The sequence below is a fragment of the Methylobacterium organophilum genome, from assembly GCF_022179465.1.
GTDB classification, from domain to species: Bacteria; Pseudomonadota; Alphaproteobacteria; order Rhizobiales; family Beijerinckiaceae; genus Methylobacterium; species Methylobacterium organophilum.
The window spans coordinates 49,494-66,459 of the sequence record NZ_BPQV01000005.1 but is presented as its reverse complement, the minus strand read 5'-3'; the positions used below and the strand labels follow the sequence as shown (position 1 = coordinate 66,459).

Annotated in this window: 22 protein-coding genes; 11 read left to right on the top strand and 11 right to left on the bottom strand. The window is 70.3% G+C overall.

Translation table 11 applies throughout. The features are described 5' to 3' along the window. Positions 1-165: 165 nt before the first annotated feature. Together MFF21_RS09925 and MFF21_RS09920 are read left to right on the top strand one after the other, a co-directional pair. Positions 166-2,475, top strand: a complete 2,310-nt coding sequence (locus tag MFF21_RS09925; protein ID WP_238310993.1) for an FdhF/YdeP family oxidoreductase — start codon at positions 166-168, stop codon at positions 2,473-2,475. Beyond that, positions 2,472-2,774 (top strand): hypothetical protein, encoded by a 303-nt coding sequence (locus MFF21_RS09920; RefSeq protein WP_238310992.1) that lies wholly within the window; start codon positions 2,472-2,474, stop codon positions 2,772-2,774. The genes MFF21_RS09925 and MFF21_RS09920 overlap by 4 nt, the downstream gene beginning before the upstream one ends. Positions 2,775-2,868: 94 nt before the next feature. On the opposite strand, the gene MFF21_RS09915 is transcribed toward MFF21_RS09920, so the two are convergent. Continuing rightward, a complete protein-coding gene (locus MFF21_RS09915; RefSeq protein WP_373324979.1) occupies positions 2,869-3,120 on the bottom strand; it encodes a hypothetical protein in 252 nt (83 codons plus the stop codon). Between the two features lie 138 nt (positions 3,121-3,258). Between MFF21_RS09915 and MFF21_RS09910 the strand changes: the two genes are divergently transcribed. Further along, a complete protein-coding gene (locus tag MFF21_RS09910; protein WP_238310991.1) occupies positions 3,259-3,762 on the top strand; it encodes a peptide deformylase in 504 nt (167 codons plus the stop codon). A 3-nt stretch (positions 3,763-3,765) separates the two neighbouring features. Here the strand turns inward: MFF21_RS09910 and MFF21_RS09905 are convergent, their stop codons facing one another. Then, on the bottom strand, positions 3,766-6,180 hold the full coding sequence (locus MFF21_RS09905) for an MASE4 domain-containing protein (RefSeq protein ID WP_238310990.1): 2,415 nt from the start codon (positions 6,178-6,180) through the stop codon (positions 3,766-3,768). 384 nt (positions 6,181-6,564) lie between these two features. Between MFF21_RS09905 and MFF21_RS09900 the strand changes: the two genes are divergently transcribed. The 4 genes from MFF21_RS09900 to MFF21_RS09885 all read left to right on the top strand — a co-directional run bounded on the left by MFF21_RS09900 (position 6,565) and on the right by MFF21_RS09885 (position 8,180). Further along, positions 6,565-6,843, top strand: a complete 279-nt coding sequence (locus MFF21_RS09900) for a hypothetical protein (RefSeq protein WP_238310989.1) — start codon at positions 6,565-6,567, stop codon at positions 6,841-6,843. A gap of 173 nt (positions 6,844-7,016) precedes the next feature. Beyond that, the gene (locus tag MFF21_RS09895; protein ID WP_238310988.1) at positions 7,017-7,289 is read left to right on the top strand and encodes a hypothetical protein; all 273 of its coding nucleotides are present in this window, start codon (positions 7,017-7,019) and stop codon (positions 7,287-7,289) included. Next, a complete protein-coding gene (locus MFF21_RS09890; protein ID WP_238310987.1) occupies positions 7,289-7,585 on the top strand; it encodes a hypothetical protein in 297 nt (98 codons plus the stop codon). The genes MFF21_RS09895 and MFF21_RS09890 overlap by 1 nt, the downstream gene beginning before the upstream one ends. Before the next feature lie 31 nt (positions 7,586-7,616). After that, positions 7,617-8,180 carry a LemA family protein gene (locus tag MFF21_RS09885; protein ID WP_238310986.1) on the top strand — a complete coding sequence of 188 codons (564 nt, stop codon included), beginning with the start codon at positions 7,617-7,619 and terminating at the stop codon, positions 8,178-8,180. Between the two features lie 27 nt (positions 8,181-8,207). Here the strand turns inward: MFF21_RS09885 and MFF21_RS09880 are convergent, their stop codons facing one another. The 8 genes from MFF21_RS09880 to MFF21_RS09845 form a co-directional block, all read right to left on the bottom strand. Then, positions 8,208-8,411, bottom strand: coding sequence for a hypothetical protein (locus tag MFF21_RS09880; RefSeq protein ID WP_238310985.1), 204 nt, complete (start codon positions 8,409-8,411; stop codon positions 8,208-8,210). A gap of 155 nt (positions 8,412-8,566) precedes the next feature. After that, positions 8,567-9,241 (bottom strand): HAD family hydrolase, encoded by a 675-nt coding sequence (locus MFF21_RS09875; RefSeq protein ID WP_238310984.1) that lies wholly within the window; start codon positions 9,239-9,241, stop codon positions 8,567-8,569. A gap of 8 nt (positions 9,242-9,249) precedes the next feature. Beyond that, complete coding sequence (locus tag MFF21_RS09870) at positions 9,250-9,540, bottom strand: hypothetical protein (RefSeq protein WP_238310983.1); 291 nt, start codon at positions 9,538-9,540, stop codon at positions 9,250-9,252. Between the two features lie 153 nt (positions 9,541-9,693). Beyond that, positions 9,694-10,035, bottom strand: coding sequence for a DUF2934 domain-containing protein (locus MFF21_RS09865; RefSeq protein WP_238310982.1), 342 nt, complete (start codon positions 10,033-10,035; stop codon positions 9,694-9,696). Between the two features lie 115 nt (positions 10,036-10,150). Beyond that, positions 10,151-10,411 (bottom strand): hypothetical protein, encoded by a 261-nt coding sequence (locus MFF21_RS09860; RefSeq protein WP_238310981.1) that lies wholly within the window; start codon positions 10,409-10,411, stop codon positions 10,151-10,153. Positions 10,412-10,587: 176 nt separating this feature from the next. Further along, complete coding sequence (locus MFF21_RS09855) at positions 10,588-10,992, bottom strand: hypothetical protein (RefSeq protein WP_238310980.1); 405 nt, start codon at positions 10,990-10,992, stop codon at positions 10,588-10,590. Then, entirely contained in the window at positions 10,989-11,333 is a 345-nt protein-coding gene (locus MFF21_RS09850) for a hypothetical protein (RefSeq protein WP_238310979.1), read from the bottom strand. The genes MFF21_RS09855 and MFF21_RS09850 overlap by 4 nt, the downstream gene beginning before the upstream one ends. Positions 11,334-11,530: 197 nt before the next feature. Then, entirely contained in the window at positions 11,531-12,415 is an 885-nt protein-coding gene (locus MFF21_RS09845; RefSeq protein ID WP_238310978.1) for an outer membrane protein, read from the bottom strand. Between the two features lie 386 nt (positions 12,416-12,801). On the opposite strand from MFF21_RS09845, the gene MFF21_RS09840 reads away from it, so the two are divergent. Further along, on the top strand, positions 12,802-13,023 hold the full coding sequence (locus MFF21_RS09840) for a hypothetical protein (protein ID WP_238310977.1): 222 nt from the start codon (positions 12,802-12,804) through the stop codon (positions 13,021-13,023). 167 nt (positions 13,024-13,190) lie between these two features. After that, complete coding sequence (locus MFF21_RS09835) at positions 13,191-14,660, top strand: DEAD/DEAH box helicase (RefSeq protein ID WP_238310976.1); 1,470 nt, start codon at positions 13,191-13,193, stop codon at positions 14,658-14,660. A gap of 74 nt (positions 14,661-14,734) precedes the next feature. Here the strand turns inward: MFF21_RS09835 and MFF21_RS09830 are convergent, their stop codons facing one another. Continuing rightward, positions 14,735-15,238, bottom strand: coding sequence for a pyridoxamine 5'-phosphate oxidase family protein (locus MFF21_RS09830; protein WP_238310975.1), 504 nt, complete (start codon positions 15,236-15,238; stop codon positions 14,735-14,737). A 150-nt stretch (positions 15,239-15,388) separates the two neighbouring features. On the opposite strand from MFF21_RS09830, the gene MFF21_RS09825 reads away from it, so the two are divergent. Beyond that, positions 15,389-15,694, top strand: coding sequence for a hypothetical protein (locus MFF21_RS09825; RefSeq protein ID WP_238310974.1), 306 nt, complete (start codon positions 15,389-15,391; stop codon positions 15,692-15,694). 139 nt (positions 15,695-15,833) lie between these two features. After that, positions 15,834-16,964 (top strand): Mrp/NBP35 family ATP-binding protein, encoded by a 1,131-nt coding sequence (locus MFF21_RS09820; protein WP_238310973.1) that lies wholly within the window; start codon positions 15,834-15,836, stop codon positions 16,962-16,964. Positions 16,965-16,966 lie beyond the last annotated feature (2 nt).

The following is a 16,966-nucleotide window of genomic DNA, read 5'->3' as shown; positions in this document are numbered from 1 at the left end:
GGTGAAAAGTCCTCTTCCGTTGCATGGCTGTCATGCCTCGGTGGCGGCGATCCGGAAATGAATTCGCAGATGCGAGATGCTACTTCTGGGATTGTGGCGGAGGATCGCAACGGCTTCCCGTAGCGAGCCCGCCGGCCCCTCAAGACTTTCCGTCCCGGATCTTCGATGGACTCCAACGCCTCGCTTCCCAAGCGTTCCTCGGCCGCCGGTGGCTGGGGCGCCCTGAAGAGTTGCGGCAAGCATCTGCTCGGCAGCCGTGCCCCCCTCTCCGGTGCCCGCGCCCTGCTCTCCGCCAACCAGCCGGACGGCTTCGACTGCCCGGGCTGCGCCTGGGGCGACCCGGCTCACGGGTCCTCCTTCGAGTTCTGCGAGAACGGCGTGAAGGCGGTCTCCTGGGAGGCGACCGACAAGCGCGTCACGCCGCTGTTCTTCGCCCGGCACACGGTCTCCGAGCTGCGGCAATGGACCGACTACGCGCTGGAGAGCGAGGGCCGCCTGACCCAGCCGATGCGCTACGATGCGGGCCTCGACCGCTACGTCGCCGTGCCCTGGGACGAGGCCTTTGCCGAGATCGGTGCGGTGCTGCGCGGGCTCGACCATCCCGACCGGGCCGAGTTCTACACCTCCGGCCGCGCCTCCAACGAGGCGGCCTATCTCTACCAGCTCTTCGCCCGCCTCTACGGCACCAACAACTTCCCCGATTGCTCCAACATGTGCCACGAGGCGAGCGGCGTCGCCCTGCAGGCGGCGATCGGCGTCGGCAAGGGCACGGTGCTGCTCGAGGATTTCGAGAAGGCGGACGCGATCTTCTGCGTCGGTCAGAACCCGGGCACCAACCATCCGCGCATGCTGGGCGACCTGCGCCGGGCCGCCGAGCGCGGCGCCCGCGTCGTCGTGTTCAACCCCGTGCGTGAGCGCGGCCTGGAGCGCTTCGCCGATCCGCAGAACAGCGTCGAGATGCTGCGCGGCGCGAGCCGCCCCATCGCCAGCCACTACTATCAGCCGCGCCTCGGCGGCGACATGGCCGCCTTCCGGGGCATCGCGAAGGTGGTCTTCGCCCGGGACGCCGTGGCGCTGGCCGCCGGCAAGCCCTCGCTGCTCGACCATTCCTTCCTGGCCAAGCACTCCGCCGGCTACGAGGCCTATCGCGCCGCCGTCGAGGCGACCAGCTGGGAGGCGATCCTCGATCAGTCCGGCCTGACCCGGGAGGAGATCGAGACCGCGGCGGAGGTCTATCTCGGCGCCGACAAGGTCATCGCCACCTGGGCGATGGGCGTCACCCAGCACCGCCATTCCGTGGCGACGATCCGCGAGATCGCCAACGTCCTGTTTCTGCGCGGCCATGTCGGCCGGCCCGGCACGGGCCTCTGCCCGGTGCGGGGCCATTCCAACGTGCAGGGCGACCGTACCGTCGGCATCAACGAGAAGCCGCCGGCCGCCCTTCTCGACGCCCTCGAGCGGGAGATCGGTGTCGCGGTCCCTCGCCGCCACGGCCACAACGTGCTCGCGGCTATCGGCGCCCTGCTCGACGGCTCGTCCAGGGCCTTCATCGGCCTCGGCGGCAACTTCGCCCGCGCCACGCCGGATTCGGCCCTGGTCGCCAAGGCGCTGTCCTCCTGCGAGCTCACCGTCCACATCGCGACGAAGCTCAACCACTCGCACCTGCTGCCGGGCCGCGTCGCCTATGTGCTGCCCTGCCTGGGCCGCACCGAGATCGACCGCAACAGCAAGGGCAAGGTCCAGATCGTGACCGTCGAGGATTCGATGAGCATGGTCCACGGCTCGGGCGGCATCAACAAGCCGGCCTCGCCGCATCTGCGCTCCGAGGTGGCGATCATCGCCGGCATGGCCGCGGCTACGGTGGGCTCGGAGCGGGTCGATTGGGCGGCGCTTGCCGACGATCACGACAAGATCCGCGACCTCATCGAGAAGACCATCCCCGGTTTCTCCGGCTACAACCTGCGCGTCCGGCGTCCGCGGGGCTTCATGCTGCGCAACCTCGCCGCCGAGCGGGTTTTCGAGACGACGACGGGCAAGGCCAACTTCTCCGCCGATGCCCTGCCGGCGCAGACCGAGCACCAGCGCGCCTCCGGGATTCCGGACACCTTCGTGCTTCAGACCTTCCGCAGCCACGACCAGTACAACACCACGATCTACGGCCTCGACGACCGCTATCGTGGTGTCTACGGCGAGCGCCGCGTGATCTTCGCCAATCCGGACGACCTCGCCGCCCTGAAGGCGAAGTTCGGCGATCGGGTCGACGTGGTCGGCCTGCATGCGGACGGAATCGAGCGGGTGGCGGAGGATTTCCGTCTCGTGCCCTTCGACATGCCCCGGGGCAGCCTCGCCGGCTACTACCCCGAGCTGAACGTCCTGGTGCCGCTTTCGACCTTCGGTGAGTTCTCCGACACGCCGACCTCGAAATCCGTGCTCGTCACCGTGCGGGCGCGGGCCTCGGTCGCCGCCGCGGCATGAGTGAGCCTCCCGCCGATGCGGAGACCTTCCTGGCGGCGGCGGAGACGCTCTCCGCCCTGCGCCCGGAACTGAGCTTGCTCGAAGCTGGCATCCTGGCCGGGCTTCACCTCGGCTTCTCCGCGGATAGTCGCAGCTTCGCCCGGGTCTTCGGGGTGGAGCATGCCCTGGTGCTGCGGGCGGTGGAGACCCTGACCGGGGCAGCCCTCATCGTGGTGACGACCCGCGACCCCCGCACTCAGCGCACGCGCTACGCGGCGAGCCCCGAGGGCCGTGACGTGCTCTCGGCCCTCTCCTCCTGAGCGCCGGGCACGGCGCTCGGCTGCGGGCATGAAAAAGGGGGCGGTTTCCCACCCCTTTCCCAGGGCCTGACGGCTGGACGCCGCCGATGGCCGGTCAGTAATCGTAGTCGCGGCGGTAGCCGCGGTCCCTGCGGTCGCCGAAGCGTTGCTGGCGGTAGTAGCGGTCGTCGTCCCGGCGCATCATCTCGCGGCGATCGTCGCGGTCGCGCTGGGCGCGGGAGCGCAGGTCCACCCCTGGGCCGTTTGGCCCCAGATAGATCTGTTGCGCGCTGGCCGATATCGTCCCGGCACCCACCATCGAAGTGGCGAGAACGGCGCCGGCGAGCAAGGTCTTCATGGACTTCATAATCGTTGCCTCCTTTCTCATCGTCGGAAGGCCAATGCATCGCCTGTCGGGATGTTCCCGGGAGACTGATGTCCGGGCAGCCTGATCCCGCTTTCGATCCGCGCGATTCTCGTCCAGACGGAGAAAGAGCCTTCCAATATGCCGGCCCGTGAGCTGATCTATTATCCTGATCCCCGTCTGCGCGCCGTCGCGCAGCCCGTGACGCGGTTCGATGCCGATCTGCGCGCCTTGGCCGACGATCTGCTCGAGACCCTGGCGGCGGTCTCCGCAATCGGGCTGACGGCGGTGCATCTCGGCCTGCCGCAGCGGGTCGCGATCATCCGCCTGCAGCCCGATCTCGCCCCCGTCCTCTACGTCAATCCGGAGATCGCCGCGGCCTCAGCCGAGACGGCGTCGCATCAGGAGGGCAGCGTCTCGATGCCGGGCGTGATGGAGCCGGTGGAGCGTCCCGCCGCGGTCACGGTGCGCTACCGCGACCTCGACGGCGCGGCGCAGGAGGAGCAGGCGGAGGGATTCCTCGCCGCCTGTCTTCAGCACGAGATCGACCAGCTCGACGGCGTCTTCTGGATCGAGCGGCTGACGCGGCTGCGGCGCGAGCGGGCGCTCAAGCGGTACGCCAAGCTGCGCCGAACGGCGGGCTGAGGCTCAGCTGGCCTTCTCCAGCACCACGCGCAGCTTCTCGGCGAGCTGCTCCCGGCGATAGGGCTTGCCGAGGAGCGGCAGGTCGCCCGGCAGGTTCTGCGGCGCGCCGGTATAGCCCGAGGTCAGGAGAACCCGCAGGCCTGGCCGCAGGCGTCGGGCCTCCACGGCGAGCTGCACGCCGTTCATGCCGCCGGGCATCACCACGTCCGAGAACAGGATGTCGATGCGCTCGGGCCCCCGAAGCCTATCGAGGGCGGCGGCGGCATGGGTCGCGGTGAGGGTGCGGTAGCCGAGCTCGCTCAGGCTCTCCACCGCCATCTCCAGCACGCCCGGCTCGTCCTCGACGGCGAGCACCACCTCGCCCTGCGTCGCCCGGCGCAGAGGAATCGCCGTATCCGGGCGCGGGGGCGCCGCCGCTTCGGCGGAACGGGGCAGGTAGAGCTCCACCGTCGTGCCCTCGCCGGGCACGCTCTTCAGCCGGGCATAGCCGCCGGCCTGGCGCACGAAGCCGTAGACCTGGCTCAGGCCGAGGCCGGTGCCCCGGCCGACATCCTTGGTGGTGAAGAACGGCTCGAAGGCATGGGCGAGCACGGCCGGCTCCATGCCCGTGCCGGTATCGCTCACCGCCACCAGCACGTAGGGCCCCGGCGCGAGGTCGGGACGATCGGCGATCTCCTGTTCGGAGAGCATCGCGTTGCAGGTCCTCAGGGTGAGGGTGCCGCCGCCCTGCATGGCGTCGCGGGCGTTCACCGCGAGGTTGAGCACTGCGTTCTCGAACTGGCCCGGGTCGATCCGCACGGGATCGAGCACCGGGTCGAGGTCGAGATGGACCCGGACTGTCTCCCCCACGGCGCGGCCGAGCAGCCCCTGGAAATCCCGGAGCAGGCGGTTGGGGTTCACGGTCTCCGGCCGCAGCACCTGCCGGCGCGAGAAGGCGAGCAGCTTCTCGGTGAGCTCCGCCCCCCGGCGAGCCGCCTGCAGGCTCGACCCGGCGAGCCGCTCGACCCGCGCCCGGTTGTCGGGGGCGCGGGCGATCATGTCGAGATTGCCGGTGATGATGGTCAGGAGGTTGTTGAAGTCGTGGGCGACGCCGCCGGTGAGCTGGCCCACCGCCTCCATCTTTTGGGCCTGTGCGAGCCGTTCCTCGGCCTCGTGCCGCTCGGTCGTGTCCATGACCACGCCCGCCATGGAGCGCAGGCGGCCATCCGCGCCGCGATAGCCGCGGCCGCGCATCAGGATCCAGCGCTGGGTGCCGTCGTCGGCGCGGGTGATGCGGCATTGCAGGTCGAGCCGCTCGGTGGCCTCGACCGCCTGGAGAGCGGCGCGGGCCGCGGCCCGGTCCTCCGGAACCACGTGGGCAAGGAAGGCGTCCAGCGTCCACCCCGCCACCGGCTGGGCATGCCCGAAGATCGCGTCGTGCCGGGGCGTGCGGCGCGTGGCGCCGGTGACGAAGTCGATCTCCCAGTCGCCCATGCCGGCCGCGTCGAGGGCGAGGGCGAGGCTGTCCCGGGCCGATTGCAGGGCCGCCTTCTCGCGCCCCCGCTCCCGGGCGGTGGTCTCCGCCCGCTCCTGCAGCACGTCGACCTCCCGCAGGTAGACGCCCAGCAGGATGATGCCGGCGACCAGGGCTTCGAGCCGCCCGGCCAGCCAGCCGAGGGTGCCGCGGGCCCCGCCGGAAAGCGTGACGAGGTTGTCGAAGACGAGGAGCAGCAGCGAGACCGCGAGCCAGAGCTGCAGGACCGTCCGCAGCCGCGTCGTCCAGCACAGCAGGGCGAGCGCCAGCACGGTCAGCCCCATCACCGCGGGACCGATCCCGGTGGTGGTGAGCAGGCGATAGTCGTCGCCCTCGACGCTGCGGGGCAGCCAGCCGACGTAGCGGGTCACGGCGAGGGCGACGAGCACCACCAGTCCGAGGGTCGCCGCGACCGCGAGCAGCGCCTGACGGCCGGAGACCTTCCGCCGCCCGCCGCTGCGCTCGAGGAGGGTGAAGGGCAGCGCGAAGAGCGGCGGTCCGATATGCCAGAAGGTCCAGAGCCAGATCGTCGTGTCTGGGCTGTTCCCGACGAGGCGCCCGGACGCCAGCACGTTCGGGAAGGAGAGGAGCTGCAGCAGCACCATCAGCATCACGAACAGGCTGCCGAGGCCCATGGTGAGGAGGGCCGCCGAACCCGTGCGGCGGTGCTGCGCGAGGAAGAGGTAGCTGGTCAGCGCGTAGACGACGATGAGCGTCGATTGGTAGACCGGGACGAAGCCCGGGACCGGCGGGGCCGGCTGGGACGCGACCGGCAGGAGGCCGAGGGTCACCGCGCCGAAGGCGAGGCAGACCAGCAGCGCCAGCCCGCGCTGCCTGCGATTCGCCTGCGTCGTGGCCAGGGTCGACGGGATCTCGTCGGACTGGCCCGAGCGGCTCGCGAGCATGGAACAGCTTCCGGTCGAGGCGATGCAGAGACCCGAGCCGGGACGGCGGCCCCTCGCCATTGCTATCAGACCTAGCATGCAGCCGAAGGGCTCACCATCACGTTGCAGCCGGGTGCGGACATCCGCTCTCGGGTGTTGCCGCGCGGCGACCTGCGCGTGGTGCGCCGGCCTGCGGCCATGCTAAAGGGCCGCATGGATCCGGCTCGTCCTCCGCTTCGCCGCCGCGCCCGTCCTGTTGGCCTCGCGCTGCTGCTCGCCTGCGGTCTCGCTCCGGCGCCGATGCGGGCCCAGGCCCTTTCGCAGGAGGCGGCCCCGCCCGCGCGGTCGCGCCCCGACTCGGCCCGGCCTCCGGCCCTCGGCTGCACCTCGCTTGCCAATCTCCGGATGCTGCTGCGGGATACGAAGGGCGATCCCAGCGCGGCCCTCGCCAAGGCGCAGGATCCCCGCTCCGATCTCGGCTGCGGCCCGGTCGATCCCGGGACGGTAACCGAGCTTGCCGAGCATCTCGTCCTCGACGGCCAGGCCTATGATTGCCTGTCCTTACGGGACCACGGGATGTGCCACTGGACGCTCGCCGGCGCGCTCGTCCCGGTACAGGCCGCGCCCCGTAAGACCCGCGGGCCCGAGAAGCCGCCGTCCGGCGTGGAAAAGCCCCGCCGCTGAAGCCCCGCCGAAGCCGGTGGCGGTAGCCGCTTTCCGGGTGGCGTTAAGCATGACACGCCTGCACGGCACGATTGCGTGAAACCCTCAAGCTTGCTCCTGCGTTGCTGCTCGGGCGCCCGTCTTCGGCCGTGCGCTCAGGCGTGCGGAACATGTGAACAGGCAGGGAGGTGCGTATGCTGAAAGGTCTCGTGGTCGCGGCGGCTCTCTTCGGAGGAATCGTCGTGGCGGGCTCGGAAGCCTCGGCCGCGAATTTCGCGCCGGCCCCTGCGGTTGCCGGAGAGGCCGCTCCGGCGGTCGCGCTGGCGCAATACGTCTATGTCGGGCCTCGCCCCTACTGGCGCCGCCGCTACTACCGGCCCTACGGCTATTACCGTCCCCGCCCGTATTACCGGCCCTACGGCTACTATCGCCCGCGTCCTTACTGGCGCCGCCGGTACTATTACTGATGCGTGGCGCCGCTGCGGCCTGGTGCGGCCTCCTGCTCGCGGCCGCCGCGGCGCCTTCCGTTCGGGCCGAGGAGACCGGGGTGATCGGCTGCGACGATCTCGTCAGCCTGCGCCGGCTCTCCGTGGAAGCCGCGGGCGAGGCGGCCCTCCATGCGGCGCTGCCGGGCTTTCCGGCCTGCCGCACCGTGGCGCGCGGCGGACTCGGCGCGATGCAGCGCCGATCCGTGATCGGCGGCATGCCGTTCGAATGCCTCGCGGTCGAGGGGGCATCCTCCTGTCTCTGGATCCTGCCGTGAGCCGAGGGCGCCGGCGGCGTGGAGGATGTCGATGGGCTGGATCCTGCGCCTTGCCGCGGCCGGCCCCCTCGTTCTGGCAGGGATCTGGGCCGCCTGGATCTGGCGTCGCTTGCGCCGGCTCGGGCAGGATGTGAGTCGCGCCTTCACGACCCTCTCGGCCCTGTTCGCGGAGCGTCACCGCCAGGTTCCCTCCCTCGTCGAGGTCCTCGGAGAAGGGGCGGGCCGGTCGCATCGCAACGCGGCGCTCCAGGCCTGCAAGGCGGCGATGAGCGCGCAGGGCTCGAATCAGCAGGCCGCGAGCGAAGGCGTGCTCCAGACCGCGATCGGGGATCTCGTGCTCATCGGCGAGGCGCATCCCACCTTGCGGGCCGATCCGCGCTTCAGGGCGCTCGAAGCGGATCTCGCCCGCCTCGACAACCGGATCGCGGCTGCGCGCCGGGTCTTCAACCGGGCTGTGGCCGACTACAATGCGGCTCTGGCCCGTCGTCCGGACGCGTTCCTGGCCTCCGCCCTCGGGTTCCGGCAGGAGGCCTTCTTCGATGTGGGGGAAACCCAGCGGCAGGCGCTGGAAGGGCCGCCGGCTCTGCCCTTCTGACGGGCGTGCGCGTCGCGGGCGTCGCGTTCAGGCGTTGAGCGGGGGAGCGCCGATGCGGGCGCGCAACTGGGCGCGCAGGTTCTGGTTGACGGCATTCTGGTCGGCATCGAGCGCCCACATCAGGCGCAGGAGCTGGCTGATGGGCAGGGCCCGGTCGCGGACCGCTTCGGCGACCTGCTCCTCAATCGAGGTCTGGGAGAACGTTACAGTCGGCTCGGCCGTGAGTGCCATGATGTCGTTCCGTCGGCGTCCGTTTCGCGGGGCGCTCGTTAGAACGTTTCGACGCTTCGCGCCATAGGTTTGCCGGCTGTGGTTACTCACATGTTGTTGTGAGGTGACGCACCCGTGTCCTTGGGCCGGACAGCGTCTTCGAGCGCCATTTCCCTCTAAGCACGAGGGCTCAGGGGCGATTGCCCGTAGCACGCGAGAAGGTCTTGCGGGTCCTTGAACAGGGCTATGCATCCTGCGCGGGTCAGATCTTCAGAAGGAAATCCTCCACAGAGCAGGCCGATGGTCGCGAGTCCCGCCTGGCCCGCCGCTTCCGCGTCGTAGGGGGTGTCGCCGACGGCGGCGGCCTCGGCCGGGGCGATTCCCCTCAGCTTCGACAGGGTGGCCTCGAAGATGTCGGGGGCCGGCTTCGAGCTCTCGACGTCGTCGGACGTCACCACCACCTCGACCAAATCGGCGATGCCGAGGATCTTCTGGTAGTGCTCGACCTCCGCTGCCTTGCCGGAGGAGGCAAGGGCGACGAGCTGCCCCTCGCTCCGCACCCTGTCGAGGAGGGCACGCACGCCGGGAAACGGCTTCGCCTTGTCGAGATAGCGTCGCTTGAACAGATCGGACCGGTAGGCCTCGATCCGCTCGCCCTCCCGGGCGACCCGCTCCTCGTCGAGGAAGGCGCGCAGCAGGCGATCTCCGCCCTTGCCGATCTGGCGCCGCGCGGCCTCCGGGGACACGGCGATCCCGAATTCGGCGAAGGCCTCGGACCAGGCCGCGGCGTGGAGATCCACGCTGTCGAGCAGCGTCCCGTCGATGTCGAAGACGACGGCCTTCACCGGCATCGGTCGACTCATTGCGGAAAGAGATGCAGGCCGTCGTCGGGCAGCAGGTTCCGGGCTGGGCCGCCGGTCTGCTGCCCGCGCCCCTGCTGGTAATAGGGAAGTTCGGGGCGCCGGTCGTTGCCGCTGCCCGAATCGTATTCCCAGGGCTGGTTCCAGGGTGCGCGCCCGCCGACGGAGCCCGTCGTCTCGACCTCGTAGGCAGGCGTGGGCCAGCGCTCGCCGCGCGCTTCGGCCGTCAGGGGAACGAGGGCGGAGAGGGCCGCGAGGCCGCCCCAGAAGCATCCCGTCGCGATCCGCACCGTTCCGAACTCCTCGATCGTCTTGCCGGAAGAACTTGCCGGAAGAAACGGCCAAGCCGCGTCCATGTTCCTGCGCTGCGGGGCAGCCGACCCAATGAAAAGCCGCCGCCCCTTCCGGGACGGCGGCTCGGTTTGTCGCAGGTGACCGCCCGGTCAGTGCAGGGCGATCGATCCGGTGGTGGCGCGGGGCGCGCGCGGCTTGGCCGCGCTCTTGGCCGGGGCCGCGGCCTTCGTGCGGCCGGTGCCGGCGGCGGCGACCTGGGCGGCCGCGGCCTTGGCGGGCGACTTCGCCTTCGGGGCGCGGGGCTTCAGCACCTTGGCGGGGCTCTGCGCCGCCTGGGCCTCCACCACGGGGGCGGCTACCGCGGTGACCGGCGCCGGGTTCAGCTCCGCCTCGGCCTGGAACCAATGGGCCTCGGCGCGGCCGTCGATCCGGCCTTCGTCTTCCCAGATGTAATAGGCGCGCTCGCGCACCCGGTTCTCGTCTCGGCTCATGTCCACGTTCTCCTCTCGCCCGACCTTCTCCGACGATGGGAGCGGATGGTTAAGAGGGCCTTAACGATGCGCCGCAGCATGCCCGGTGTGGCTTTGCGCCTCCGGTGTGGGTTCCTCAGCCCCGGGACAGGCGGCGCCGGTTCGCCCGGACCTTGCGGCGATAGCCGGCGACCACGCTGTGCGTCGAGCCGCCGGTGGCCATCAGCATGGCCGCCTCGCTGGCCGCCAGGATCTTCTCGCTCACCATGCGTTGCGCCTCGACCTGCGCCGCGGTGCCCCCGGCGGCGAGCTTGGCGAGCCGCATCCCGATCACCGCCTGCGATTCGAAGGCCAGCATCGTGGTGTCGATGCCGAGCTGCCACCAGGGTCCGAACATGCCGCCCGCTCCGTGCGCGAATCTTTTCTGGGTCTGACCGGAGCGGTTCTGCCGCGTTCCGAGGTTGCAGTGCAACATAGAAGGAACGCACGGGCATGGCTCCCGTACCAAAGTCATGGCTGCCGCCCATCCCGGATGGGGCGGGCGGCGGTCCAGAGGCCGTCGCGGAGGCGGGTTCAGTCGAAGTCGAAGCCGCGGCCCTTCGCGGCCGAGCCGCCGAGGCTGATCTTCTTTTGGCCCGGCGCCGCGCCCGGCTTGGCGCGGGCCGCCGTCGGCGCGGGCGTCTCCGGCTCGCGGGCCGGCTTGAGATGCGACTGGCCATAGATCACCGCGCCGATCTCGCCGACGGCGCGGACGAGGTCGTCGCGCTCGCAGGCCCGGGCCACCTTGAGGCCGAGCTGGTGCATGTGGCTCTTGCCGTAGAGATAGGCCGCGAGCTTGGCCCGGGTAAGCGGCGGGATCTTCTCCAGGATGTAGGGCAGGTCGTACTCGTCCGCCCGGTAGACCTCACCGAGGAGCTCGAGGGAGACCGGGCAGTCCGGATCGACGGTGGCGCCGGTGGTCGGGTGCGCTTGGGTCATGGCTCACCTGTTTTCTGGGCGATGGTACGGATGGAGGGGCCCGCGGGCGGCTCCGCCGCGGCGGCCTCCGTGGGTGCCGGGGCAGGAGGCACCGCCCGCGGCGGCGGGGGCAGGCAGCCCGTGCAGACCGAGGCGATGGCGATGCGGGCGCGGCGATTGGCGCGCTCCCAGACCGCCTCGTGGGCCGCGGCGGCGACCGCCGCATCCGAACGGTCTGCGCCGCCGGAGGCGGCCTCCGGGGCCGGATTGGGCCGGATGCGCAGGAAGAGCGGTTCCTGTGCGGAGGCGGAAGACGGCCCGAGGGCGGCGCCGGCGAGGACGGCAAGGAGCAGGCTGCGCAAGGACGCCCTCGTTCGCTGCAGCGGATGCCGGGGAGAATCCGTTTGCAGGGTAAACGGCAGCTTAACCGTCCGGATCCGCGGCGGTCACGAGAAATGCCCGCTTCGGCGTGCGGTGCGCAAACGAAAAAGCCCGGCAGGATATGCCGGGCTTTCGAGGAGGCCCCGCGAAGCCGGGCGGCTCCGCGGGACGGTTCGGCTTAGTACGAGCCGAACTTGTAGTTGATGCCGGCGCGGACGACCGCGAACTCGGTGTTGGAGCGGCTGGTCGGGCCGGAGACGAGCACGACACCGGGGCTCGCGGTCGTGATCGTGGTGCCGGCGGCGTTGGTGGCGAAGGCGCCACGCAGGCCGGAGCCGCGGTCGAGGTTCACGTACAGACCTTCCACCTTCAGCGTCACGGCGGACGACTTGAAGAAGTTCAGGAAGGAGTCGGTCGGGAGGGCGTACTCGACGCCACCGCCGGCGACCCAGCCGGTCTGGAAGTCGTCGGAGGACACGCCGGTGCCGAAGTCGCGGCCGCCGCCCGAGCCGTAGGCGAAACCGCCGGTGGCGTAGACGAGGGTGCGGTCGAAGGCGTAGCCGAGACGACCGCGGACGGTGCCGAAGTAGTCGAGGCCCGACAGGCCGGTCGGGTTGTAGACGAGCGTGCCCGGGATGATGGTGCCGGTCGAGGCGAAGGCGAAGCGGTTCCGGTTGCGGCCGAAATCGGCGTACTGGGCGTCCGCCTCGACGCCGACGACGAAGCCGGAGCCCGGGGTGAACTGATAGTTGTAGCCGATCTGACCACCGCCAACGAAGCCTTCGTTGTTGTTGCGGTTGCTGAAGGCGAGGACGCCGTTGGTCAGGACGCCGTTGTTGGCGAACACGCCGGCGGAAGCCGGGACGCCGACGACGGTCGGGCTGCGGTCGTCACGGGTGCCGAAGCCGTAGCCGGCGTTGAAACCCGCGTAGAAGCCCGTCCAGGTGAAGACCGGAACCGGGGTGAAGACCGGCGGGGGAGCCGCGCGGCGGGGCAGGTCGGCAGCGGAGGCGGCGGCGGTGAGGCCGACCAGCACGGTCGAGGTGAGGAGAATGTTCTTCATTCTTGAAGGTCCTGGTTTGGCTTGAGCCGGAGCAGCTTGTATCCCCAGGGGGCGCCCAGGGTCTGTCGCTTTCCTGCAACAAGACCATCAGATGCGCAGCAACCCGTCAACGAAAGGTGAAGGTTACGCGGGCGTGAGTGAAGCCCTCTACCGGATGTGCTCCAGCGCACTAACAAGTGTGGTTCCGACGAGGTCGGATCTGCCCGTTCCGGTGAATTGAAATTCACGAACCTGGCTCGAAACAGGACTCGCTGCGACGGTTGGGAGGCGAGAGCTATACTTTCCTGACGTATTCTTAAGTCACCTGCAGGTCCGTGCCGGCTTGTTAACTAAGATCGCGGATGATCGGTCCTGCCCGCCACCGATGCTCCGAAGGCCCGCCGCCCGTGACCTCCTCCGAAGAGATCCGTTCCCCGCTGCTCCTGCGCTGGGCGGTGAAGGTGGTGCTCGTCGTCGGGCTCGTCTCCGTGGGGGCGACCCACTACATGGCGCGCTCGGCCGCGTCGCGGGCGGGTGCCTTCGATCCGGAGGTCACCGGTTCGATCGTGGGGAGGGCCGCCCTCGATCCCTGCGCCCTGCCGAAGTCCGGTTCGCCGGGCTTGCGCTGAGCCCCGCGCCGAAGCGCCGATTGACAAATTGATATTGCGCCCGCAAGTGTCGCGCGCATTCGCACGCGCGGTCGGTCGGCGCAACGCCACCCGGCCATAGGGCCGTTGCCGCGATCGCTCCCGCCCGGTCGACCGACTCTCCCGCGCGCAACGGTTTCTGACGCAGCATGTCTTTCGCCGATCTCGGACTGAGCGACAAGGTCCTCCAGGCCGTCGCCGCAGCCGGCTACACCGAGCCCACGCCGATCCAGGCGCAGGCGATTCCCCACGTCCTGGCACGCCGCGACGTGCTGGGCATCGCGCAGACCGGCACCGGCAAGACCGCGGCCTTCACCCTGCCGATGCTGACCATGCTGGAGGCGGGTCGCGCCCGCGCCCGCATGCCGCGCACGCTGATTCTGGAGCCGACCCGCGAACTCGCGGCGCAGGTCGAGGAGAATTTCGAGCGCTACGGCAGCAACCACAAGCTTAACGTGGCGCTCATCATCGGCGGCGTTTCCTTCGCCGACCAGGACGCCAAGCTGACCCGCGGCACCGACGTGCTGATCGCGACGCCGGGCCGCCTGCTCGACCATTTCGAGCGCGGCAAGCTGCTGCTGACCGGCGTCGAGCTCCTCGTCATCGACGAGGCCGACCGGATGCTCGACATGGGCTTCATCCCCGACATCGAGCGCATCGTGAAGATGGTGCCCTTCACGCGTCAGACGCTGTTCTTCTCCGCGACCATGCCGCCGGAGATCGAGCGGCTCGCGGACATGTTCCTGCACAACCCGCAGCGGGTGGAGGTGGCCCGGCCCGCTTCCGCCGCCACGACCATCGACCAGAAGCTCGTCGCGTGCCGCGCCGAGGGGCACGAGAAGCGCAAGGTCCTGCGCAAGCTCATCCGCGGCGCGGAGGAGCTGAACAACGGCATCATCTTCTGCAACCGCAAGCGCGATGTCGCGCTGCTTCAGAAGTCGCTCTCGAACCACGGCTTCAACGCCGCCGCGCTCCATGGCGACATGGACCAGCGCGCGCGCATGGCCGCGCTCGACGGCTTCCGCACCGGCGAGACGCCCCTGCTCGTGGCCTCGGACGTCGCCGCCCGCGGCCTCGACATCCCGGCGGTGAGCCACGTCTTCAATTTCGACGTGCCGCATCACCCGGAGGATTACGTCCACCGGATCGGCCGCACCGGCCGCGCCGGGCGCTCCGGCCACGCCTTCACCCTGGTGAGCCGGGCCGATACCCGCTCCCTCTCGGCGATCGAGACGCTGATCGGCCAGCCGATCCCGTGGATGGAGGGCGATCTGTCGACCCTGCCCGACGACGGGCCCGAGGAGGTCGAGGAGAGCCGCACCCGCAGCCGGGGCCGGCGCGGGGAGAGCGGGCGCGCCCCCGCCCGCACCGAGAACGGCGGCGCGCGCTCCAGCCGGGGCCGTCGCGGCAGCGCGCCTGCCCGCCGTCCCGAGGCCGAGCCCGAGACGCCGGCCGTGGTCGAGGCGGTCAGGGACGGGTATCGCCCGCCGCGTCCGGCGGAGAACCGCTCCCGCGGCCGCCGGCACGATCACGAGGACGACGGCGACACGCCGATCGGCCTCGGCGCCCATGTCCCGGCCTTCCTGCTCCGCCCCACCGGCATGAAAAAAGGGAAGTGAGCCTCCGAGGCTCCCTTCCCTTCGTGACCGCTCGCCGCTGAAGCGCTTCGCGCGACGCGGCGGCGTGCGGATCCTCAGGCCAGATTGACCTTCTTCACCTCGGTCTTGGGGCTCTCGCCGGTGAGCGTGGCTTTCACGTAGCCGTAGAGGTGGACCATCGTGCTGCTGGGGCTGTCCCAGTACTCGCCCTTCTCCGGATGGACCCGGATCAGCGCCACCTCGGGATCGTCCTTGCCCTTGGGGAACCAGGTCTTCAGGCTCTCCTGCCACTTCGCGTCGATGGTGGCCCGGTCCTTCACGATCTCGGCCTTGCCCGCCACCGAGACGTAGTTCTGGCTGGAGGGATCCGCGTAGGACAGGTTGATCTGGTTGTCGCGGCTGATCTCGGCCGTCTTGGGCGAGTGCAGCTTGGTGAAGAACCACAGGTCGCCGTTCTCGTCGGCCTCGTTGTTCCACATCGGGCGGCTGTTGAGCGTGCCGTCGGGATCGGCGGTGGTCATCATCGCGATCTTCACGTCCTTGATCAGCTCGAACAGCTTCTTCGCGCCCTCGTGGTCGCGGTGGTTGCCCTGATGCATGAAAGCGGTCTCCTGCGCGTCGCGTGACTTTGCCGAAGTCGGGCGCGGCGGCGCGTTCGCGCGCCTTGCCCCGAAGTCGTCCCGACAACGGGCGAGGCGGGGCTTGGTTCAGCCCCCGCCGAGGGGTGGGCGATACGGGAGGGAGAATCGATGGGCGGCAGAGGGTCGCGGCTGCGCTGCCTCATCCCGCAGTGCCTTGTGGGGATTGGCCTCGTCCTGGGGCCAGCGCCGGCCCTCGCAGAGGTGCGCTACGGGCAGGGCGTGCGCATCGGCGGCCACGATGTCGCGAACCGCCGCTCTCGCAGCGTGCATATCGCCCGGGTGCGGAGGTTGCCCGGCCCGCCCGGCTGCCGCCATGTCCGCAACGGCTCCTACCGGCGCGGGGACGGCTCGCTGGTGCGGGGGCGGATGGAGGTCTGCAACCTCGTGGCGATCCCGCCCGGACCGCGGCGCTGAGCCGGGCGTCCCACCGGCCGCCGCCGCGCCGAGGGCCGACGGCTCTGGGGTCGGGGGTCTGGTGTTCTGGGACCGCTTGGTTACATGCAGGGGATGACCCGGCCGGGCGCTCCCGGCCCGTGCCCGTTGGAGAAGTACCTTGGCGATCAGCCGCGACGACGTGATCAAGGCGCTCGAAGGCGTCGCGGTCGATGCGGGTGGCACCTCCCTGCCCGGCTCCGGCCGTCTCTCGCAGGTGGTGGTCGACCCGACCAACCGCGTGATGTTCTCGATCCTGGTCGATCCGAGCGAGGCCCCGCGCTTCGAGCCGATCCGCCGCCAGGCCGAGGGGCGGGTGCTGGCGCTGCCCGGCGTCTCCGGCGTCTTCGCGAGTCTCACGTCGGAGCGCGGGCCGAACGCTCCGGCGCCCCAGGCCCCGCGGCGATCGGGCGGCCCCGGCGCCCCGCAGCCCCCGCGCCCTTCCGGCCCGGCCCTGCCCGGCGTGCGCCACATCATCGCGGTCGCTTCCGGCAAGGGCGGCGTCGGCAAGTCGACCACCGCCTGCAATCTCGCCCTGGCGTTGCACGCGCAGGGGCTGAAGGTCGGCCTGCTCGACGCCGATATCTACGGGCCCTCCATGCCGAAGCTGCTCGGCATCGGTGGCAAGCCCCGGGTGATCGAGGACAAGCTGCTCGAGCCGCTCACCGGCTTCGGCCTCAAAGTGATGTCCATCGGCTTCCTGATCGATGCCGACACGGCGATGATCTGGCGCGGGCCGATGGTGCAGTCGGCGATCACCCAGATGCTGCGCGAGGTCGCCTGGGGCGAGCTCGACGTGCTCGTGGTGGACATGCCCCCGGGCACGGGCGACGCCCAGCTCACCATGGCTCAGGCGACGCCGCTCTCAGGCTCGGTCATCGTCTCGACGCCGCAGGATCTCGCCCTGATCGATGCCCGCCGGGGCGTGGCGATGTTCCGCAAGGTCTCGGTGCCGATCCTCGGCGTGATCGAGAACATGGCGACCTTCGTCTGCCCGAATTGCGGCCACACCTCCCACATCTTCGGCCATGGCGGCGCCCGGCTCGAGGCCCAGCGCCTCGACGTGCCCTTCCTCGGCGAGGTGCCCCTCGACATGACGATCCGCGAGACCTCGGATGCGGGCCGTCCCGTCGTGGCGACGGATCCGGACGGGCCGCATGCCAAGGTCTATCGCGCGATCGCGGCCAAGCTCTGGTCCAACCTGACCGGCGCCTCCGCCACCCGGGCGGCGCCGCGCATCGTCATCGAGTGAGG